We start from the raw sequence: 20,806 nt of genomic DNA on the forward strand, positions 1-20,806 counted from the left end.
GCAAAACTTATTTTAGAATTTTCTTTACTTTCTTTATTAGCTTTTGCTTGTGAAAGTATAGAATTATAGTTTGAGTTATCATTGATGCTAAAGATACTCATATTAATTCCTTGATTTAGATTTTTCTGCCTTCAATCTAAATATATTAAAATAATATAAGCAAAATCTGTTCCGTTTTGGGGTGGAGTTATTTTTCTAAATAAATTTTTAAAGCCCTTTCATAGTCTTCTTTAGTATCAATCCCCATGCTTGTTGTTGAAATTTCAAACATTTTGATTTTTTTACCATTTTCTATAGCTCTTAATTGCTCTAATTTTTCCGCTCTTTCAAGTGCAGAACTTGATAAAGAACAAAATTCCCTTAAAGCTTTGACACTATAAGCATAAATGCCTAAATGCCCTTTAAAACTTTCCTCGTAATTTTCTCTTTCATAAGGGATTTTAGCTCTTGAAAAATACAAGGCATACCCTTCTTTATCGCAAAGCACTTTAACCAGATTAGGATCTATAGCTTCTTCTTGAGTGATTTTTTTATAACAACTCGCCATAAAAGCCTTTTTATCCAAGCAAGAACTTGCAAATTCTTTAAATTTTAATAAATTTTCACATTCTATAAAAGGCTCATCAGCTTGGACATTGATAATAATCTCATCATCTTTTAAAGCTAGTTTCTTACAAGCTTCATTAATCCTATCCGTACCGCTTTCATGATCTTTGCTTGTTAAAACCGCATTTAGACCATATTCTTTAGCGATACTTAAAACCTTTTCATCGTCTAAAGCTATACAAACTTCATCCACGCTACTTACTCTTCTTGCAGTAGCCACAAACATAGGCACTCCACCTATATCACATAAAATTTTCTCATGAAAACGACTTGATTTTAATCTTGCAGGGATAATAATCATTTTTGCATCCAATCTAAAATTTCTTTTTTTATATTTCTGGCTTCAAATACCTTTTCATCGCTATTTTTCAAATCAAATAAAGCCAAAATTTCATCTTTAACTTGGACATTAAACTCTTTAGCTATAAATTTTAAATCTTCTTTTTCATTCTTAGAATCCCTATCATATAAAGCTTTTATCATACTTGGAGTAAATTTTGTCCATTCTGCTGTAGAAGTGATAATGCTAGGTTTTAAAGGATCAAGCATTTTAAAACAAGTTGCAGTGTGCGGATCGATTAAAATCTTGCTTTGTTTGATAAATTGCATACATTCTTCATCGGTGCAAAAATCTGCTTCAAAATCTTCTTGCAAACTTTGTAATTCTTCTTTTTCAAGTTTAAAATATCTCTCATTTTTTAACAAATTCATCAGTTCTTTAGTTCTTTTATCTTTAAATTTCGCAAACAAAAGTCTTTCGATATTAGATGAAATAAGTATATCCATAGCTGGAGAAATAGTCTTCTTAAGACTTTTTTCACGCAAATCATAAATGCCCTGATTAAAAAATTCGCTCAAAATATTATTCGCATTTGAAGCAATTTTGATTTTTGAAATTTTAGCTCCCATTTTTTTAGCATAAAAAGCTCCTAAAGCATTGCCAAAATTCCCACTTGGAACGATGATTTGCACTTCTTCTAAAAACTCATTAAAAAGTTTTAAACTCGCATAATAATGATAAATAATCTGAAATAAAATACGTCCAAAATTTACAGAATTTGCTGCACAAAGCTCATAATTTAAAGCTTTAATTTCATTTTGAAAATCTTTTGAAAAAAGCAATTCTTTTAAAGTGCGTTGCGCTGCGTCAAAATCCTCATCTATAGCAAAAACTTTCAAATTATCCTTATCTAAAGCTCGCATTTGCAACTCTTGAACTCCACTTGTGCCACCTTTTGGATACATACAAGCTACTTTAACATTTTTTGCATTTTCAAAACTTTTTAGGGTTGCAGGCCCTGTATCGCCACTTGTAGCACAGATAATTAAAATATTTTTATCCTTTGAAAATTCGCTTAAAAGCACACCAAAAGGCTGTAAAGCCATATCTTTAAAAGCTCTTGTAGGCCCATGCCAAAGCTCGTTAATATAGGTTTTTTCAGAGATTTTTTGCAAAGAAATAGGTGTATTTTTATCATCAAAGCTTTCGTAACTTTTCAAAGCCTTTTTGAAAAGCTCTTCTTCACCAAAACCAAAACTTTCTATAAGCTTTAAAGCAAAATCTTTATAAGACAAATTGGCATATTTTTCTCCTTCAAAAATAGGCAAATTTAAAGGTGAGTAAAGCCCTCCTTCTGGGGCGTTTGGGTTAATCAAAGCTTCCTTAAAACTTGATACATTATTTACATTTCTGCTCTCGACCAATTTCACTATTCAAACTCCTTGATATAAGTTTTTATTTTTTCTCTTAATGAATCTTTTAATTCTATATTTAATTCTATAATTTGACATTTAAAACCAAAATCTTTAACTTTAACAAAATCCTTAAAAGTAAGCATTAGTGTATCGCAATTATGTTTTTTTAGCAAATTTTCTAATTCTTCTTTTTTAAATTCATAATGATCTTTAAAAAAATAACAAGCCCTTGCTTTGATAAAATGCTCATGCAATCTAAAAGGTTTAGCAATAGCAGTTACCAAAACAGCCTTTGGATTTTCTTTTACAAAAGAATAACGCACAAAATCCCTACCTTCTAATGCAATAAAATCAGCCCTTTTTTCATAAAATTTTGGCAAACGATAAGCTCCACTTGGCAAAGTAAAATTAAAATAAGGTTTGATTTTACTTTCAAGTAAAATATCAAATTTTTTAATATGAAATTTAGAAAAAGCATCATCAAGTACAACGATTTTAGCTCCCAACTCAAAAGCTTTTTCAATACCTTTTACTCTATCTTCACTTACAATCACACCTTTGATATTTTCTTCAAAAGCATACTCCATAGCTTCATCGCCACTTTGTGCTAAGGTGCATAAAATTTCATTTTGATTTTTAACAACAAACAAACCTTTAGACTTTCTTTTATAACCCCTAAGCACTATAAAAACGCCATCAAATTCCCTTGCTATAGCTTTACAAAGCGGGGTTTTTCCATTACCTCCAAAACTTAAATTACCGACACTAATAACAGGCTTTTTAAAAACTATTTTTTTACGAAAAAAAGTATTTAAAATCGCAAAAAAAGCATAAAGCACACTTAAGGGAAAAAGTACAAAAGCAAGGCATTTTTGCCAAAAATTGGGCTTAAAAAAATAATTATCAAGCCAAAGTTCATAATTTTTTTCTTCACTCATTGTTTAAATTTCCAAAATTTCAGGCATTTTTCCCTTAAAAGCATTTTTTTGCATGCGATTTTTTAGCATAGCAATCAAAGAAGAATCAAGCGTTCTTAAAAGTTTTTCATCATTAGTTTCTAAAGCTTTTAAACCTTCATCGATTTTTGCATAAGAAAAACCTAAATCCGCCTCATCGCTTTGATTTTCCCAAAGATCCGCACTTGGAGCTTTTTTGATAAAATTTTCATGCAAATTAAGGTATTTTGCTAAGGCATAAATTTCACTTTTATAAAGCGATCCTATAGGGTTAAAAGCATAAGCTAAATCTCCATAAATCGTACCATAACCCAAAAGCAATTCGCTTTTATTAGAAGTGCCTATGACTAAAGAATTTTTCAAAGCAGAATAATCATAAAGCAAACTCATTCTAATACGCGCTGCAAAATTTCCTAACGATACTAGAGTGGTATTTTCACTTTGTTTTATAAAAGCATCTAAAATACCTTGAATTTCTATGATTTTATATTCAAGATTTAAATCCGCACAAAGCCTTAAAGCATCTTCAAGATTGGCTTTATTTGAAATTTGAGTTGGCATTAAAAGAGCAAAAACATTCTCTTTTAAAGCTCTTTTACAAAGCGTTGCCACCAAAGCAGAATCAATCCCGCCACTAAGCCCCAAAACCACACCTTGACTTTGAGAATTTTTCACTTTTTCTTGTATAAAATCACACATTTTTTCTGTTATCTTTTGCCAATCCATAAAGCTTGCCTTTTAAAAATTTAATGTATAATTATATTTATTTAAGGCAAATTTTTTATTAAAGAGGTAAAAAATGCAAATTATCAAACAAGCTTGTGGAGCTTATGAGACAAATTGTTATATTTTATTTGATGAGCATGGAGAAATTATCATTGATCCTGGTTTTGATGCACTAAATTTCATCAAAAAACATGTAAAAAATCCTTTAGCAATTTTAAACACTCACGGACATTACGATCATGTTTGGGATAATGAAAAAGTAAAACAAGCCTATCAAATCCCCATTTATATTCATAAAAATGATGCTTTTATGCTTGAAGATCCTTTTAATCAAGGTTTTATGCCTAGCAAAGCGGATTATTTGATTGATGATGAAAATATCATTTCTATAGGCGGACTTGACTTTAAATTTCACTTTTTACCAGGACATACACCAGGTTGCACCATGATAGAAATTGTAGGTAAAAATATCATGTTTAGTGGAGATTTTTTATTTTATAGAAGCATAGGAAGATGGGATTTTCCTTATTCAGATGCAAATTTAATGAAACAAAGCTTAGAGAAAGTTATGACTTACAAAGAAGATTTTAAACTTTTGCCAGGACATGGACAAGAGACTACTTTAAAAGAAGAACAAGTCCATTTGCCCTCTTGGCTTAGATACTTTTAAGGTATATTTAAAATGGAATTAGATCAAATTTTATTATATGCTTTTATTTTTTTAAATCTTTTTGCCCTTTTTGGTTTATTTTTGGGAAATAAAAAGAAAAATCAATTTAACGATAAAAAATTTTACAAAATCTGCCCATGTAAAAAAATGGCAGAAAATGGATCTTTAAGTACGATTTGTATTTATTCAGCTGTAGGGGGATTTTTTTATAGTGTATTGTCTATAGGTTTTATAGGTTTTGGTAATTGGACCTTAAATTTTATTTTTTTACTTGCATTATTAAGCGTTTTTTTAGGGTGGAAATTAAAACTTGATTGAAAAATATTTTTAAGAAAAATCCATTGATTTTTCTTAATTTTTATTTAAAAGTTGTACCACCATCAACGATGAAAGTATGTCCCGTCACCCAACTTGCCTTACTTGAACAAAGAAAAAGACATGCTCCGGCTAAATCTTCAGGCTGCCCCATGCGATTTAAAGGACTCAAATTTATAGTAGCCTGTTTTACTTCTTCATAATTTGTAAAAGCTCTTAAAGCATCAGTTTCAATAGGCCCACCACTTACGACATTTACACGGATATTTTTTTCTCCAAGTTCAGTAGCCGCATATCTTGCCATAGCTTCTACAGCAGCTTTTGCTGTACCATGACCTGAATAATTTTCTATATACACTAAATTTCCTGTAGATGAAATAGAAATAATGCTTCCACCCCCTACTTTTTCCATCCTTTTAGCTGATTCTTGAGCTCCTACCACAAAAGCATTTACTGTGGCGGTAAAAATGTTATTAATTCCCTTTGGTTTTAACTTCATAAATTTAGTATAACCACCTACAACCGCACGTCCTGAAATGATAGCATTTGAGATAAAATAATCCACTCTATCAAAATCCACATCAATTTTTTCAAAAAGTTCTTTATAGGTTTCAGGTTCTAAGATATTAAATTCATAAGCTCTAGCTTTGATTTTATAATTTTTCTCCAAATCTTGCACCATTTCATCAGCAATTTGCGCATTAGAATTATAAGTAAAAGCTATATTTGCACCCACTTTAGCAAATTCATAAACTATAGCTTTGCCTATCCCGCGAGTTCCACCGCTGATTACTAAAGTTTTTCCTTGAAATTCTGTATTCATTAAAATCCTTTGATCTTATATTTTTTCATCACTTCTTCAATTTTAGCAAAATTTTCCTTATTTGGAGGACAAAGAGGAAGTCTAAACTCCAAACTTTCTATCAATCCAGCTATATACATAGCCGTTTTAATAGGAATAGGATTACTTTCGCAAAATAAAATTTTATTGATATTATAAAGCTCATCATTGATTTTTTTAGCTTCTTTATAATTTTCATCTAAAGCAAAATGAGTTAAAGCACTAATCATATCGGGCAATAAATTTGAAGTTACTGAAATCACTCCCTTTCCACCATTTGAAAGTATAGGATAATTGATCGCATCTTCCCCTGAAATAAGCATCATTCTAGGTTCATGTGCAAGTAAATCCACGCACTTATCGATATTTCCACTCGCTTCTTTTACTCCATAAATATTTTCACAATCTCTAAAAAGCTTGATAATAGTATCCGTTGAAATTTCACAACCTGTTCTTCCTGGAACATTATATAAAAGCACAGGAATATCTACACTTTGTGCAATAGCCTTATAATGCTCATAAAGTCCTTGTTGCGTAGGTTTATTATAATACGGCGCCACGCTTAAAATCCCATCAGCTCCATGCTCTTTAGCAAATTTAGCTAAATCCACTGCCTCATGAGTTGCATTACTTCCCGCACCTGCTAAAACCTTAACTTTAGTTCCTTTGCAAGTCTCAACGGCTATTTCTATGCAAGTTCTATGTTCTTCATGAGTTAAAGTTGCACTTTCTCCTGTTGTTCCTACTGGAACTACTGCATCGATGCCATTTTCTATTTGTCTTTTAATCAATCTTGCATAACTTTGCTCATCAACTTTTCCATTTTTAAACGGTGTAATAAGAGCAGTCATCGCCCCAATGATAATATTTTTATCCATTTGAATCCTTTCTTAGAATTACCGTAGTTGAATTTTCTTGAATAAAATATTTTTTAGCACAAGAAATCAAATCTTTTAATTCCAAATTTTGTATATCTTTCTCATAATTTAACAAAGGATTGATATCTCCTCTTGCTAGATATGAACCATAAATATTTGCCACTGCACTAGCATTGTTAAGTGAGAAAATAAAATCACTTTTAACATTATTTTTTACTCTTTGCAAATCTTTTTGAGAAATTTTACCCATTTTAAGTTTATCAATGATTTTTAAAAGCTCTTTTTCTACTTTTTCTGCATTAACATTGGGGTTACAATTACAAATAAAAATAAATAAATTTTCATCTATACAATCATTAACATAAGCATAATAATCATTGATTAAATTTAATTTATCAATCAAAATTTCACTCATTAAAGAACTTTTCCCACTTCCTAAAAGCTCAGATAAAGCATTTAAAGCAGGTATATCTTTGTGTTTGAAATTTGGAATTTTATAAGCAAGGGCTAATAGTTCAGTATCTGAGTTTTTATGCAAATATATTCTTTTTGCTCCATCTTGCTTAGGCTCTTTTGTGTGAATTTTAGGTATAGTCTTAGTATTTTTAATCTTCTCAAAATGTTTTTTTGAAAGCTCAAAAACTTCTTTACTTTCTATATCGCCACTTACAAGCAAAATCGCATTTTTAGGTTGATAGTAAATGCTGTGAAATTCTTTAATATCTTCAATACTCCAATTTTCTATATCTTTAAAAAAACCTATAGGAGTCCAATGATAAGGATGATACATAAATGCGTGATTAAAAAGTCTAAAATAAAGATATCCCAAAGGGTTATTATCTGTTCTCCATCTACGCTCTTCTAAAACCACTGCTCTTTCAGGCTGAAACTCTTCATCTTTTAAATTTAAATTCGCCATAAGTTCTGCAAAAAGCTCTAAAGCTTTATCTAAATTTTTCTTCGCACATTTAATATAATAATGAGTATAGTCAAAACCTGTGCTTGCATTATCCACACCACCAAAACCCTTAACAATCTCATCAAATTCACCAGCTTTTAAATTTTTAGTACTTTTAAAATTTAAATGTTCTAACATATGAGCTATGCCACTTTTTCCCATAATCTCATTTCTTGAACCCACTTTATAAAAAATATCAACGCTAATCACATTGCTATTTTTATTTACAGGCAAAGCATAAATTTCAAGCTTGTTTTTTAATTGAATTTTTTCATAAGCAATCATTTTAAATTTACCCCAACAGCTTCGCTAATGTGTAAAAAACCATCTTTTCTTAAAAGCTCTATAAGATTTTGATTGATATTTTTTACCAAAGAAGGGCCTTTAAAAATCATAGCTGTATAAACTTGCACCAAATTAGCCCCATTTTTAATACGCTCATAAGCAATATCAGCACTATCAATCCCTCCACTTGCAATAAGCAAGGTTTTGCCAAAAAGAATTTTAGCTACTTCTTTGAAAAAAATACCACTTTTTTCCGTAATCAGCCTTCCGCTAATACCACCAAAAGTACGATTATTATCTAGCAAGCTATAATCAACACTAGTATTGGCTAATATAAATCCATCTGCACCTTTTTTAATAGCATTTTCACATAAATTTAAAGCATCATCTATTTTCATATCAGGAGCAATTTTTATCAAAATAGGCTTAGAAGTGATTTTTTTGGCTTCTTCAAGCAAGGTATTTAAAAAATCATCATTTTGCAACTCTCTTAAATTTTTAGTATTAGGAGATGAGATATTAACGATAAAATAATCACACAAATCCTTCAAATCTCTAAACAAAGTAAAATAATCCTCCAAGGCTTTGTCATTTGGAGTGATTTTATTTTTCCCTATATTTACCCCTAAAGGCAAAACAAAAGGATAAGTTTTTGCAAGCCTTAAAGCAATCTTTTCAGCACCTTCGTTGTTAAAACCCATAGCATTTTGTATACTTTCTTGTTTTACAAGTCTAAATAGGCGTGGCTTTTCATTGCCTTCTTGAGGTTTTGGGGTAAAAGTTCCCACTTCCAAAAAGCCAAATCCTAAAGCACTCAAAGGTCTTATCATGGTAGCATTTTTATCAAAGCCTCCTGCTAAACCCACAGGATTGTTAAAATCAAGTCCAAGTAAATTTTGCCTTAAACTCTCATCATCAACTATATATTTATGCGCTAAAAAACTTAAAGATCCTGGAAAACTAGCGCTTAAAGTCCTTAAGCTATATTCAACCAAAGCGTGTGCATGCTCAGGGTTTAACTTAAAAAGTAAAGGTTTTATCATTTCATAAGCCATTTTTTAATCCTTTTTGAAATTCTAACTAAAATTAACTAAAGCTAGGCTTTGTTTTTTCTTTGCTTTTAAATTTTTGATACAAAGAACAAGTTTGTAAAAGCTCTTCATCTTTACCTATTGCCAATACCTTGCCCTTATCCAATACTACTATTTTATCTGCATTTTCTATAGTGCTTAAACGATGTGCAACCACTAAAATCAATCTATCTTGTTTTAAATTTTCTATAGTTTTAACTATGGCTTTTTCACTTTCATTATCCAAAGCTGAAGTTGCTTCATCAAAAATAAGCACATCAGGATTTTTGTATAAAGCTCTAGCGATTGCTATTCTTTGTTTTTGCCCTCCACTTAAGTTCTTACCATGTTCTTTCACTTCAGCCCAAATCCCGCCCATTTCTTTAACAAATTCATAGGCATTGGCCAATTTTAAAGCTTGGACGACTTTTTCTTCTTCTAACTCTTCGCTATAAGCAATATTTGCAGCAAAGCTATCATTAAAAAGATAAATATTTTGCGTTACAAGTCCTATTTTAGCATGTAAGCTTTCTATAGTAAAAGTGCTAATATCTTCTTGATTGAGTAAAATTTTACCTTTTTGCTTTTCATAAAAATACATCAAAAGATTAATAATAGAAGATTTACCACCCCCACTTGTCCCTACAAGAGCAAGCATTTGCCCTTTAACAAAATCAAAATTTACGCCTTTTAAAACACTTTTATACGGGTTTTCATAAGCAAATTCAACATTTTCAAAGCTAATTTTTTCAATGTTTTTTAATTCTTTGCTTCCACCTTTAATTTGAGGTTCTAAATCCAATAAATAAAAAGTTCTTTCACTTGCCGCAACAGCACCTTGAAGCTTTCCATATAAAGACGAAAGACGCTTTAAAGGAGTATATATCGCAAAAAGTGCTGAAACAAAACTGATAAAACTTCCCACACTCATAGAACCATTGATAACCTCTCTACCCCCTACAATAATCACCACAGCAACCCCAACAGAACCCATCATATCCATTAAAGGACTTGTAAGTGCATCAATACGTGCGGATTTTAGGTTTAATTTACATAAAGTATCATTATGCTTGGCAAATTTATCACTTTCTTTTTTTTCATTATCATTAGCTTTGATCAATTCAATATTTGAAAAAATTTCACCCAAATAAGAAAGTAAATCCGAATTTGTCTCTTGTATATTTCTTGCATATTTTTTAAGTTTTTTAGCAAACCACACCAAAGGGAAAATAGCTAAAGGCAAAATCACTAAAGCAAAAAAAGCCAAAGTAGGACTTTGATACAAGACTACCGAAAGCAGTCCTATAGCAGTTAAAAGCTCTCTAAAAAAATCAGGAATAATGTTTGATACTATGCTTTGAAGCGCATTAATATCATTAGTACAACGACTTACAAGCTCTCCACTTCTATAGCGTTTAAAAAAATCCATATCCAAGCGTAAAATATTTTTTAAGACCCTAGCACGCAATACTCTTAACATATCTGTTCCTATAAAAGAAACATAAAAACTTTGCAAATAAGTTCCAAGATTTTTAAAAAAATACATCAATACTAGCAAAAAAGGCACTGTATAAAGTAAAGCTTCATTTTTTTCAACGAAAATATAATTTAAAATAGGCTCTAAAGCATAAAAACTTCCAGCAGTTCCTCCGCTTGCCAAAATCATACCAAAAATAGCTATAGCAAATTGTTTCCAATATCTTTTATAAAAGGGTTTAAAGCGTATTAAAACCTCTTTTAAATTCATCTCATTATGCATTTATTTTCTCCCAAATTGTTCCATTTGGAGTATCTAAAAGAGTGATTTTTTTACTACTTAATTGTTCCCTTATTGCATCAGCTGTGTTAAAATCTTTGTTTTTCTTAGCCTCAATTCTTTCTAAAATTAACTTTTCAATTTCTTCTCGTTCTTCTTTGCTTACACCCCATTGAAAATATAAAGTTGTATCCATAAAACCAAAGCCAAAAATTTTAGCTAGCTCACTTAAAGCTTCTTTGATATTTTGTTTTAAAATTTTATTTTTGCTTTCTTTATCCAACTCTAAATTTGCATTACTTATAAAATCATCCAAAAGAGCTAAGGCTTTAGAAATATTTAAATCATCATTTAAAATCTCTAAAATTTGCTTAGCAATTTCACTTTTTATTTCAATATCATTTAAAACATCAAAATCAGAAATTTCACCTAAATCTAATCTTTTTTTAAGGCGATAAAATTTATCTAAACGTTTTTTAGCATTTTCTAAATCCGATAAAGAATAATTAAAATGAGATCTATAATGAGAACTCAAAAGATAAAATCTTAAAGCCTCGCCCATAAATTCTTTTAAAGCATCTTTTATAAAAAAACTATTATTTAAACTTTTACTCATTTTTTCGCCATCAATTTTTACAAAACCATTGTGAAGCCAAACATTTGCTAATTTTCTCTTACATCCACAACGACATTGCGCAGCTTCATTTTCATGATGAGGAAAAAGCAAATCTATCCCTCCAGCATGTATATCAAGAGTATTTTCAAAAATAGAATCAATCATAGCAACACATTCAGTATGCCAACCTGGACGCCCTTTGCCAAATTCACTTTCGTAAAAATTTTCATCAAATTTCCAAAGCACAAAATCGCTTTCATTTCTTTTTTGCACTTCATTACTTAGACGAGAGATGTTTTCTTCTAAATTGCGATTTGATAGGCTTAAATATTTTTCATCTTTACTTGTATCAAAATAAATTCCATCTTCTAGAGTATAAACAAACCCATCCTTAGCAAGCTTTTTAATCAAATCAAGCATAGCTGTTATATAATGCGTTGCACGAGGTTTAAAATCAGGATCTAATACATTTAAAACCCTCATATCCTCTTCATAACTTTTGATATAAAATTCCGTAATTTCCTCTAAAGTTTGACCACTTTGAGCCATTTTTTTCAAAATCTTATCATCAATATCTGTATAATTTCTAGCAAATTTTACCCTATTGCCCTGAGCAAGTAAAACCCTACGCAAAAGATCAAAACAAACACCACTTCTTGCATGTCCTAAATGTGCATCATCATAAACCGTAGGCCCGCATAAGTAAATACTAATATCTTTTTTATCAAGTTTTATTTTCTCTTTTGTTACACTGTCTAATAATCTCATTAAAAAACTCCTTTAAAACTTGTAAAAATTCCTATAAAAAAACTTAAAATATAAGGTTTAATCAAAATAAGCAAGATCGTAAAAACAATCAAAGCAACTATAACTAATAAGCAAATTTTAATAGATATTAAAGCAAAAAATTTCTTAAAACCAAATTCTTTGATATTAGCTCCAAGCAAATAAAAAGCACTAATAGAGCTTGAAAGTGCTACTGCAATAACCTTTAAACTTTCATCTTTAATCAAAAATATAAAAGCCATAGAACATAAAGCACTGATAATTAAAGATTTTAACGCGATACAAGCTGCTATTTTTTGTTTAAATTTTGCATAAAGCCACAAAGAAAAAAGCTTTTGTAAACCAAAAGGTAAAAGCCCTATAAGATAAGCAATCAAAACATAAGCCGTAATCACACTATCTTCGTGAGTGAAATTTCCTCTTTCAAATAAAAGCTTTGAAATTTCCAAAGCAAACACAGAACCTACAATACTAGAAGCAATAAGCAAAATGCTTAAAAGCGCTAATGCTCTTTGCATAAATTTTAAGGCTAAATTTTCTTGACCACTTTTTAAATGTTTTAAAATTTTTGGAAAAGAAACTTGAGTTAGAGCGATAGCAAAAAGTGCAAGGGGGAGTTGGAAGACACGATTTGCATAATAAAGATAAGAAATACTCCCGCTCATTAAAAAACTAGCTATAGTTGTATCAAGCAATGAGCTAAATTGAGTCGCAGAAGAACCTAAAACTCCATGAAAAAAATTGCCATAAAAACCTTGTAATTTCGCCTTGGCTTTTTTAAATTTTATACTTAAAGCCATAGCACGGATTACAGGATTGTTTTTTAAAACAAGCAAATGTAAAATAAGCTGTGCCACCCCACTTAAAACCGTTGCATAAGAAAAATAATAAAGTGTATTTTGCGGTGCATTTTTATCCACAAAAAAAGCAGCTATAACAATACTTAAGTTGAATAATGCCGCAGAAAAAGAGGTAATGAAAAATTTTTGTCTATAATTTAAAATAGCTCCTAAAAAAGTAACTAAAAAAATAAAAAACAAATACCAAAAATTAATCGCCACTAAAGGAGCTGCTAAAGCTATAGTATCTGCGTTAAATCCAAAAGCAAAAAGCTTGGTAAAAAAAGAAGAGAAAAAACTTACCAAAAGACAAAATAAAAAAACTATAAGGCTAAATTGCATCATTACACTAACGCAAAAAGCTCCCTTTTTTTTCGCTTTTACAAAATTAGGCAAAAAGCTTTGTCCAAAAGCCCCTTCTGCAAAAATTCTTCTAAAAAAAGCAGGCATTTTTAAAGCCACAAAAAAAATATCACTATAAAGCCCTGCTCCTAAAAAAAGCGCTATTAAAACATCTCTAGCAAGCCCTAAAATTCTTGAAAATAAAATTCCTAAAGCATTGATAATAAAATTTTTAAATACTAAACTCTTCATTAAATTTTTCATAGATTTCAAAATATAAAGAGAACTATTTTAACTAAAATTGATTAAAAATTGACTATAATTACATTCTTAATTTTTTACAAGGGGAAAGTTTTGGCTTTGGATGAAAAAATTATTGCCTATACAGAAAATCCAGCTCGAGAGCTTTTAAGTGTAGCTTCACGAACAAACCTTAACTTAAATGAGCTTGATTTTAATTTATTGGCATTTTCTACACAATATCGTTTTGGAGATTTAGAATGGGAAAAAATCTCTGAAAAAGAATTAACTCTTTTTGATAAAGATGAAATTTTTTTAAAAAATGATCTTCAAATCAAGCAAGAATACAAAATAGAAATTTTCCATGGTATAAACCAAAGCAAAGCATCTCAAGCAGTCAAACTAGTTGCGAATAAAAATTTAACCAAAATAGTTGCTCAAATTGATTTTGCAAATTTAGACTTTCATGAAAAACTAGCACTAGAACTTTTGCAAAATATTTATAAAAAGATGTTGAAACTTAAATTTTTGATAGGTATCCGCATTTTTGATTTTAAGAAAAATTTAATGTCTTTTTGCAACCAACATAAAAATACCCCTTTAAATAAAACTATACAAATCACCGTTGCACAAGGTATTGATCCTATAGAAAGTCAAGACGAATCTCTGATCTTAACTTATAAAGAAAAAACCAAAAACTACACTATCGATGAAAAACGCTCAGGTATTATTGCTGTTGATGAAAATGAAGTTGTTTTAAAACACACCAAATTTAAACAAGGTAAAGAAGGAAAAGACTTAAATTTACACACCTTAAAAGTTTTAGCCGCAAATGAAAATAAAGTTAATTTTTCTTGTTCTTCGGCTTTTAAACAAGTAGAGCAAGATGAATACACAGAATATATAGCTTTAAAAAAAGGTTATGTAGTACAAGATGGTGAAAAATTTGATATCGCCAATGAACTAGATTTTAATGGGGTAGATTTTAAAAATATAGGGATTATAAGAGCTGGACTAGACAAAAATGTCAAAATCAATATAAAATTTCTTTCAGAAGTAAAAGATGCTGTAAATTCTGGCGTTGGGATAGAATGTGAAGAATTAAATGTAGTCGGAAGCATAGGAAGCAACACTCAACTTAATGCCACTAAAATGAAAATTGAAGGCACTACACACTCTAAAGCCAAAATTCAAGCCAAACAAGCCTATATAAAAACTCATAGAGGATTTGCAGAAGCCGAAATTTTAAATATAGATTTGCTCGAAGGGGGAACAATCAAAGCCAAAGAAGTGAGAATTAAAAAAAGTTTAGGTGGAAGTATACAAGCTGATAAAATCTATATAGAAAATTTAGAAAGTAATAATTCTTGTGTGTTTTTTGAAAACACCACAATAGAACGCATTAACGGGGATAACAATAAATTTCATGCTAAAATTAAAACTCTTGATAAAAATTATGATGAAGAATTTGCGATTTTAGGAGAGCAAATTTCTAAGTTAAATCATAAAATAAATAAAATAAGACAATACATTTTATCAAGTAAAAATGGAATTTTAAGCGTTGAAAAAAAGATAACAGAACTTAAAAATCAAGGTCAAAATGTTCCTGTACAATACGAAAAAGCCCTAAAAGATTTCTCTTTACAAAATCTTGAATTAAATAAACTACAAAATGAAGAAAAAGAACTTCTTGAACGCAAAAAATCTTTACAATTAGAATTAATCAATTTACAAAAAATGCTTTTTGAAGCAACTTTTATAAATAAAAGTGGCAAATGGACTGATATGAATGAGATCAAATTTTCACTTCTAGAGCCTAAAGAAGATATTTTTTACTCTTCATTTGTTAATGAAAGTGCTAAATTTATAGGTATTAAAAAAGTCATACAAAACAACCAAGAAAGTATAGAAATACATAAAAAATTAGATTATGAAGAAAAGGATATAGCATGGTTGTCGGCATCGAAGGAATAATCACAAAAAAAGAACCTGCTTTTATCATTGTTAAATGCGCTAGTGGTTTAAGCTATGGGATATTTATTTCGCTTTTTTGTTCTGCTAAAATTCAAACTCAAGAAAAGCATGAGTTTTTTATCACTCAAATCATCAAAGAAGATTCTAATAAATTTTATGGCTTCTTGGATAAAGATGAACAAAAAATGTTCGAAATGCTTTTAAAAGTCAATGGAGTGGGTGCAAATACTGCTATGGCGGTATGCTCTAGTCTTGATGTAAATTCTTTTTACAAGGCGTTAAGTTTGGGCGATGAAAGTGTGCTTAAAAAAGTACCTGGCATAGGTCCAAAAAGTGCAAAACGCATTATAGTAGAACTTTCTGACACAAAAACCAAACTTGAAAGTGTAAGCGATGATAAAAGCGAAGCCTTAGCCGCACTTCTTACTCTAGGCTTTAAACAAGAAAAAATCATAAGTGTTTTAGCAAGTGCTCAAGCAACAGGCACAAGCGAACTCATCAAAGAAGCTCTTAAAAAACTAGGATAAAGGAATAAAATGAAATTTGCAATACTTTTTGGCGGAAATTCTTATGAACATGAGATCAGTATAGTAAGTGCTGTAGTGCTTAAAAAAGTTATCAATCAAAATTTAGAATTTATTTTTTGCGATGAAGAAAGAAGATTTTATCATATTCCAAGTGAAAAAATGAATTCTAAAACTTTTAGCACTAAAGCTTATAAAAAAGAAAAAGAACTCTTCATCAAACAAGGAGGTTTTTTTAGCAAAGGTTTTTTAAAAGAAAATAAACTAGAGTGCGAATGCGTGATCAATCTTATCCATGGTAGAGATGGAGAAGATGGAAAAATTGCGGCTTTATTTGAGTTTTATTCTATTAAATTTATAGGACCTAGGCTTGAAGCTAGTGTATTATCTTTTAACAAAGAACTTACCAAACTTTATGCCAAAAGCGTTGGAGTAAAAACACTTGATTATACCATGCTAAGAAAAAATCAAAACTCTAAAGAAAAGCTTAGTTTTCCTTGCATTATCAAACCTGCAAGACTTGGAAGTAGTATAGGTATTAGCATAGTAAAAGATGAAAAAGATTTAGAATACGCCAAAGATGTAGGTTTTGAATTTGATAATGATCTTGTAGTAGAAGAATTTAAAAACAATATCAAAGAATACAATCTTGCAGGATGTATGATCAATGATGGGTTTGTTTTTTCCATCATAGAAGAGCCAAAGAAAAAAGAATTTTTAGACTTTGAACAAAAATATCTTAGCTTTTCAGGACGCAATGAGCTTATAGAAGCGGATTTAAGCGAAGAATTAAAAGAAAAACTCAAAGATAGCTTTAAAAAGATTTACAATCCTTTGTTTAAAGGTGCTTTAATACGCTGCGATTTTTTTATACTGGATAATGAAGTATATTTAAATGAAATCAACCCAAATCCTGGTTCTTTGGCTAATTATCTTTTTAAAGATTTTAATACCACTTTAAACGCTTTAGCTGATCAAATTTCACTTGAAAAAATGATAAAAATCAACTACAACTTCCTTCACTCCATCAACGGACAAAAAGGAAAATTATAAGCTTTTAAGTCAAAATACGCTAAATTATACATAAAATTTAGCGTATTTTAGGAAGAAAAATGCTCTCTTTTAAACAAGATGAAATTTACACTGCCACCGAGGTGGTAAGAAATTTTAGCCCCATTATGGAAAAACTCAAAAAAAGTGAAAGTGGAAAAATAGTTATTTTAAAAAATAACAAATTTGAAGCTGTAATGCTTAGTATGAAGGAATTTGAACGCTTACAAAACGCCATGCAACTTTTAGAAAATATCTACAAAAATCAAAAGGCTTAAAATGGCTCAAACTCAACTTTCTTATAAAAACAAAACTTATCAAATTTCTTATGAAATTTTAGGTGATCTTTCCTTACCGCAAATACTTATCTTACACGGCTGGGGAGCTGATAAAGAACTTATGAAGCAAAGTTTTTGTCCTTTTTTAAAAGATTTTTGTCAAATTTATATGGATTTAGCAGGTTTTGGAAATTCAAGTGTGGAAGAAATTTTAAACACTCAAGATTATGCCAATATCACAGAACTTTTTTTAAAACAAAAAAAACTCAATATCTGTTTTTTCATGGGGCATTCTTTTGGCGGAAAAGTAAGTACCCTACTCGCAAAAGAAAAAGACATCCTAATCTTACTTTCAAGTGCGGGAATTTTGGCTAAAAAATCCCTAAAAGTGCGTTTTAAAATCCGTATTTTTAAAATTTTAAAACTCTTTGGTTTGGGAAAATTTTATCGCTATTTTGCTAGTAAAGATGGAGCAAATCTTAGTCCTATGATGTATGAAACCTTTAAAAAGGTTGTTGATGAGGATTTTAGTGAAATTTTTGCCAAGCAAAAGGCTAAAAGTTTGATTTTTTGGGGAAAAAGCGATGAAGCTACGCCTTTATATTGTGGCGAGAAAATGCATCAATTTTTAAAAAATAGCACTTTTTATCCTTTAGAGGGGGATCATTTTTTCTTTTTAAAACATTCTGCTTTCATAGCTCAAAAAATTAAGGAAATTTAAATGCTTATCAATACTCTTTATTTTATCAATTCTTTATTTTTTAATTTTTGTATAGCTTTTTATCTTATGAGTGCTTTACAATGGTATTCTTATAAATTTAAGCGCGTGTTTTTTCATTATCATAAACCTTTGTGGCATTTGTATTTTTTATTTATTCCTTATTTTTTATTCTTAGCTTTTCCTTTATACTCTTTGGCATATTTTGCATTGATCCATACTTCGATTTTGTACTTTTGGAACAAAGGTATAGATAAAAAGCTTGTTTTTACAAGCAAGGTCAAATGGTTTTTTGTTTTTGTTTTTGTTTATAATGCTATTTTTGCTATCCTTGCTTTGCGTTTTTCTTTTCTTTTTAATCTTTTTAGTCTTCCTTTTGCTTTATTGAGTCTTAAAATTTATGAGTTTTTTACAAATTTATATTATAAAAAACAAGCCAAAGCCAAACTAAGAGCCAATGAAAATTTAAAAATCATACTCATTACCGCAAGTTTTGGAAAAACAAGTATTAAAAATTTTCTATACGAACTTTTAAAAGATAACTTTAAAAGCTACAAAACACCACGCTCTGTCAATACCTTGCTAGGTATAATTGCTGATATCAATACCAATTTAAGCCAAGATACTCAAATTTACATAGCTGAAGCAGGTGCTAGACTTAAAGGCGATATTGATGAAATCACTCGTTTTTTACAACCTCACATCAGCATAGTAGGAGAGATAGGCAATGCACATTTAGAGTATTTTAAAAGTGTTGAAAATATCCGCTCAACCAAACTTGAAGCCTTAAATTCCAAAAGATTAGAAAAGGCTTTTTTACACTCTAGCACCCAAAAAGAAGAAGATAAACTCATCAGCCTTTATGATGATAAATTAAATCTTATTCATTCAAGTCTTGAAGGTTTAGAATTTAAAGTCGATATAGAAAATAAATCCTATGATTTTAAAAGTCAAATTTTAGGGGATTTTAACGCGCAAAATCTTTGTGTTTGTATACTTTGTGCTCATTATCTTGGTATAAAACTAGAAAAAATTCAAAAGCAAGTTTTAAATATAAACTCCGTAGAACATCGCTTGCAAGTGCTTTCAAGAGAGCCTAAATTTATCATAGATGATGGTTTTAATGGAAATTTTAAAGGTATGAGCACAAGCTATGAACTTTGTAAAAGCTATAAAGGACGCAAAGTTTTAGTAAGTCCTGGTATAGTAGAAGTAAGCGAAGAAGAAAATATAAAACTTGCTAAAATCATCAATGAGTGTTTTGATCTTGCTATCATTAGCGCACAAATCAATGCTGAAATTTTCAAAAAAGAGTTAAAAATAAAAACCATTATACTTAAAGAAAAAAGCCAGCTAGTTCAAACTCTAGCTAAAGAAACAAAAAACGGAGATTTAATACTCTTTTCAAACGATGCGCCTAGTTTTATGTGATTCGTATAAGTATTTGCAAATGTCATCATTTTCAATTTGACTTCGTGCAAATACTTCCTAAACCCTAGTTTGTCCTATAAGATTATTGAGTCTATCCGCTATAGAATCAGCAAAAGAATTTATACTTTCACTGCTTGCTTTCCAACCATTAGCCTTTGCTTGATTAAACTGATTATCAAACCAAGCTCCACCATAACCTATGCTTGTATTTTGCCAAGCAACTCCTTTTTCCATTGCATATATACCTGCATCAAGCCAACCATCTTGTGCATAACCTTTTAATAAACTTGCAAAATCAACCTTACCTGTCATAATGTCATCTAAGGAAACGCTAAAAGAAGGATTTGCTTTCATTTCTAGCTCAAGTTTTGCTTCACGAACTTTTGCTTCAGGACTCAAAACAACTTGATTTGAGGATGGAATAGGCGAATAAGACTTTAAAAAACTCATAAACAAAGCTTCTTTAGAATAACTTCCATCTTCATTTTTTGGATAAACTGACATATCAGGATTAAATCCGCCTTCATTTGAAGGTCCTTGCTCCATGCTTTGCGGAGAAAAGTCAAGTTTCATAAGGTTCATACCCAAATTCATAGTAGAATACTTAATCGCTTGTGCTTCGTGAAATTGTTCTGCGTTAAATATATGTGTTACAATATATTCTTTGTTTTGATTGCAACCATCATTTAGTCCTTTTGGTAATTGCTCTAAATCAGCTTCGCTAAAACTTGTTTTATCATTTGGAAATGTACTTATTACTTGATTAAAACTATTATAATGGGATTTAACAATAGAAGCCATATCAAAACTATCATAATAGTTTCCACTGGTTTCACTAGCCATATTATGTTGATTAAATCTCTCTATCTCATCCAAAGTAGATTTATGTATCTTAAAATCTTCAGGTAATCCTGCGGCTTTATTAAAATCACTTCCCATATAACCATCTTTATCTACACTATAACCATAGGCTGTATTAGTAGAAGTATTACTTATATCTGCTTGTTTATATTTTAGAGTATAAATAGAGTTTTTAAATTCACTTGATATATCATAATTAGGAGAATTTGTCTTACTACTTATACTAAAATTAGTGTTATTACTAGTATTTGTTGTATTAGTAGAATTTAATACTTCACTTCTTGCTAGAGTTTGTGAATTTTTACTTTCTATATCACTTAACTTGCTGGCATTTTGTTTTAAAAAAGCATTAGCAAAACTTATTTTAGAATTTTCTTTACTTTCTTTATTA

20 protein-coding genes are annotated in these 20,806 nt (G+C 29.9%); 8 read left to right on the forward strand and 12 right to left on the reverse strand.

All coding sequences use genetic code 11. The annotated features are described in order from the left end of the window. Window positions 1-187: 187 nt before the first annotated feature. Genes kdsB through AJ930_RS08180 form a run of 4 tightly spaced genes read right to left on the reverse strand, consistent with a single transcriptional unit; the run spans window position 188 to window position 3,983 of the window. Window positions 188-907 carry a 3-deoxy-manno-octulosonate cytidylyltransferase gene (gene kdsB / locus AJ930_RS08165; RefSeq protein WP_070275173.1) on the reverse strand — a complete coding sequence of 240 codons (720 nt, stop codon included), beginning with the start codon at window positions 905-907 and terminating at the stop codon, window positions 188-190. Beyond that, a complete protein-coding gene (thrC, locus tag AJ930_RS08170) occupies window positions 904-2,316 on the reverse strand; it encodes a threonine synthase (protein WP_044780329.1) in 1,413 nt (470 codons plus the stop codon). The genes kdsB and thrC overlap by 4 nt, the downstream gene beginning before the upstream one ends. Further along, window positions 2,316-3,239 (reverse strand): tetraacyldisaccharide 4'-kinase, encoded by a 924-nt coding sequence (locus tag AJ930_RS08175; RefSeq protein WP_070275150.1) that lies wholly within the window; start codon window positions 3,237-3,239, stop codon window positions 2,316-2,318. The genes thrC and AJ930_RS08175 overlap by 1 nt, the downstream gene beginning before the upstream one ends. Window positions 3,240-3,242: 3 nt before the next feature. Then, window positions 3,243-3,983 (reverse strand): NAD+ synthase, encoded by a 741-nt coding sequence (locus AJ930_RS08180; protein WP_070275151.1) that lies wholly within the window; start codon window positions 3,981-3,983, stop codon window positions 3,243-3,245. Window positions 3,984-4,056: 73 nt separating this feature from the next. On the opposite strand from AJ930_RS08180, the gene AJ930_RS08185 reads away from it, so the two are divergent. Then, window positions 4,057-4,653: an MBL fold metallo-hydrolase gene (locus AJ930_RS08185; RefSeq protein ID WP_044780326.1), complete on the forward strand. Its 597-nt coding sequence runs from the start codon at window positions 4,057-4,059 to the stop codon at window positions 4,651-4,653. Window positions 4,654-4,665: 12 nt separating this feature from the next. Next, on the forward strand, window positions 4,666-4,971 hold the full coding sequence (locus AJ930_RS08190) for a hypothetical protein (RefSeq protein WP_002867958.1): 306 nt from the start codon (window positions 4,666-4,668) through the stop codon (window positions 4,969-4,971). Window positions 4,972-5,011: 40 nt separating this feature from the next. Here the strand turns inward: AJ930_RS08190 and AJ930_RS08195 are convergent, their stop codons facing one another. The 7 genes from AJ930_RS08195 to murJ are packed head-to-tail and all read right to left on the reverse strand — an operon-like array spanning window position 5,012 to window position 13,591. Next, window positions 5,012-5,791 carry an enoyl-ACP reductase gene (locus tag AJ930_RS08195; protein ID WP_070240479.1) on the reverse strand — a complete coding sequence of 260 codons (780 nt, stop codon included), beginning with the start codon at window positions 5,789-5,791 and terminating at the stop codon, window positions 5,012-5,014. After that, window positions 5,791-6,687: a 4-hydroxy-tetrahydrodipicolinate synthase gene (gene dapA / locus AJ930_RS08200; RefSeq protein ID WP_070275152.1), complete on the reverse strand. Its 897-nt coding sequence runs from the start codon at window positions 6,685-6,687 to the stop codon at window positions 5,791-5,793. The genes AJ930_RS08195 and dapA overlap by 1 nt, the downstream gene beginning before the upstream one ends. Continuing rightward, window positions 6,680-7,930 carry a M16 family metallopeptidase gene (locus AJ930_RS08205; protein ID WP_070275153.1) on the reverse strand — a complete coding sequence of 417 codons (1,251 nt, stop codon included), beginning with the start codon at window positions 7,928-7,930 and terminating at the stop codon, window positions 6,680-6,682. Before AJ930_RS08205 ends, dapA begins: the two co-directional genes overlap by 8 nt. Further along, entirely contained in the window at window positions 7,927-8,985 is a 1,059-nt protein-coding gene (locus AJ930_RS08210) for a quinone-dependent dihydroorotate dehydrogenase (RefSeq protein ID WP_070275154.1), read from the reverse strand. Before AJ930_RS08210 ends, AJ930_RS08205 begins: the two co-directional genes overlap by 4 nt. A gap of 31 nt (window positions 8,986-9,016) precedes the next feature. After that, the gene (locus AJ930_RS08215) at window positions 9,017-10,759 is read right to left on the reverse strand and encodes an ABC transporter ATP-binding protein (protein ID WP_052949987.1); all 1,743 of its coding nucleotides are present in this window, start codon (window positions 10,757-10,759) and stop codon (window positions 9,017-9,019) included. Beyond that, window positions 10,752-12,140: a cysteine--tRNA ligase gene (gene cysS / locus AJ930_RS08220; protein ID WP_070275155.1), complete on the reverse strand. Its 1,389-nt coding sequence runs from the start codon at window positions 12,138-12,140 to the stop codon at window positions 10,752-10,754. The genes AJ930_RS08215 and cysS overlap by 8 nt, the downstream gene beginning before the upstream one ends. After that, window positions 12,140-13,591, reverse strand: coding sequence for a murein biosynthesis integral membrane protein MurJ (gene murJ / locus AJ930_RS08225; protein WP_044779412.1), 1,452 nt, complete (start codon window positions 13,589-13,591; stop codon window positions 12,140-12,142). Before murJ ends, cysS begins: the two co-directional genes overlap by 1 nt. A 102-nt stretch (window positions 13,592-13,693) precedes the next feature. On the opposite strand from murJ, the gene AJ930_RS08230 reads away from it, so the two are divergent. Genes AJ930_RS08230 through AJ930_RS08255 form a run of 6 tightly spaced genes read left to right on the forward strand, consistent with a single transcriptional unit; the run spans window position 13,694 to window position 19,554 of the window. After that, complete coding sequence (locus AJ930_RS08230) at window positions 13,694-15,553, forward strand: flagellar assembly protein A (RefSeq protein WP_070275156.1); 1,860 nt, start codon at window positions 13,694-13,696, stop codon at window positions 15,551-15,553. Continuing rightward, on the forward strand, window positions 15,529-16,080 hold the full coding sequence (ruvA, locus tag AJ930_RS08235) for a Holliday junction branch migration protein RuvA (RefSeq protein WP_070275157.1): 552 nt from the start codon (window positions 15,529-15,531) through the stop codon (window positions 16,078-16,080). Before AJ930_RS08230 ends, ruvA begins: the two co-directional genes overlap by 25 nt. 9 nt (window positions 16,081-16,089) lie before the next feature. After that, window positions 16,090-17,130, forward strand: a complete 1,041-nt coding sequence (locus tag AJ930_RS08240) for a D-alanine--D-alanine ligase (protein ID WP_070275158.1) — start codon at window positions 16,090-16,092, stop codon at window positions 17,128-17,130. Between the two features lie 59 nt (window positions 17,131-17,189). Beyond that, window positions 17,190-17,405 carry a type II toxin-antitoxin system Phd/YefM family antitoxin gene (locus tag AJ930_RS08245; RefSeq protein ID WP_002852622.1) on the forward strand — a complete coding sequence of 72 codons (216 nt, stop codon included), beginning with the start codon at window positions 17,190-17,192 and terminating at the stop codon, window positions 17,403-17,405. A gap of 1 nt (window position 17,406) precedes the next feature. Beyond that, window positions 17,407-18,126, forward strand: a complete 720-nt coding sequence (locus tag AJ930_RS08250) for an alpha/beta fold hydrolase (protein ID WP_052949979.1) — start codon at window positions 17,407-17,409, stop codon at window positions 18,124-18,126. Further along, window positions 18,127-19,554 carry a Mur ligase family protein gene (locus AJ930_RS08255; protein WP_002881136.1) on the forward strand — a complete coding sequence of 476 codons (1,428 nt, stop codon included), beginning with the start codon at window positions 18,127-18,129 and terminating at the stop codon, window positions 19,552-19,554. A 57-nt stretch (window positions 19,555-19,611) separates the two neighbouring features. On the opposite strand, the gene AJ930_RS08260 is transcribed toward AJ930_RS08255, so the two are convergent. After that, the coding region (locus AJ930_RS08260) for a Cj0814 family flagellar-dependent secreted protein (protein WP_261659520.1) at window positions 19,612-20,806 on the reverse strand (1,195 nt) is incomplete at its 5' end.

Source organism: Campylobacter sp. BCW_6871 (assembly GCF_001762325.1).
In the GTDB taxonomy this organism is placed as follows: domain Bacteria; phylum Campylobacterota; class Campylobacteria; order Campylobacterales; family Campylobacteraceae; genus Campylobacter_D; species Campylobacter_D jejuni.

Coding starts and splice junctions, on each gene's coding strand:
- AJ930_RS08205 (WP_070275153.1), bottom strand. CDS start 7,930: ATGATTGCTTATGAAAAAATTCAATTAAAAAACAAGCTTGAAATTTAT.
- AJ930_RS08190 (WP_002867958.1), top strand. CDS start 4,666: ATGGAATTAGATCAAATTTTATTATATGCTTTTATTTTTTTAAATCTT.
- AJ930_RS08175 (WP_070275150.1), bottom strand. CDS start 3,239: ATGAGTGAAGAAAAAAATTATGAACTTTGGCTTGATAATTATTTTTTT.
- AJ930_RS08250 (WP_052949979.1), top strand. CDS start 17,407: ATGGCTCAAACTCAACTTTCTTATAAAAACAAAACTTATCAAATTTCT.
- AJ930_RS08215 (WP_052949987.1), bottom strand. CDS start 10,759: ATGCATAATGAGATGAATTTAAAAGAGGTTTTAATACGCTTTAAACCC.
- AJ930_RS08185 (WP_044780326.1), top strand. CDS start 4,057: ATGCAAATTATCAAACAAGCTTGTGGAGCTTATGAGACAAATTGTTAT.
- AJ930_RS08255 (WP_002881136.1), top strand. CDS start 18,127: ATGCTTATCAATACTCTTTATTTTATCAATTCTTTATTTTTTAATTTT.
- AJ930_RS08195 (WP_070240479.1), bottom strand. CDS start 5,791: ATGAATACAGAATTTCAAGGAAAAACTTTAGTAATCAGCGGTGGAACT.
- ruvA (WP_070275157.1), top strand. CDS start 15,529: ATGGTTGTCGGCATCGAAGGAATAATCACAAAAAAAGAACCTGCTTTT.
- AJ930_RS08210 (WP_070275154.1), bottom strand. CDS start 8,985: ATGGCTTATGAAATGATAAAACCTTTACTTTTTAAGTTAAACCCTGAG.
- kdsB (WP_070275173.1), bottom strand. CDS start 907: ATGATTATTATCCCTGCAAGATTAAAATCAAGTCGTTTTCATGAGAAA.
- AJ930_RS08180 (WP_070275151.1), bottom strand. CDS start 3,983: ATGGATTGGCAAAAGATAACAGAAAAAATGTGTGATTTTATACAAGAA.
- murJ (WP_044779412.1), bottom strand. CDS start 13,591: ATGAAGAGTTTAGTATTTAAAAATTTTATTATCAATGCTTTAGGAATT.
- cysS (WP_070275155.1), bottom strand. CDS start 12,140: ATGAGATTATTAGACAGTGTAACAAAAGAGAAAATAAAACTTGATAAA.
- AJ930_RS08245 (WP_002852622.1), top strand. CDS start 17,190: ATGCTCTCTTTTAAACAAGATGAAATTTACACTGCCACCGAGGTGGTA.
- dapA (WP_070275152.1), bottom strand. CDS start 6,687: ATGGATAAAAATATTATCATTGGGGCGATGACTGCTCTTATTACACCG.
- AJ930_RS08240 (WP_070275158.1), top strand. CDS start 16,090: ATGAAATTTGCAATACTTTTTGGCGGAAATTCTTATGAACATGAGATC.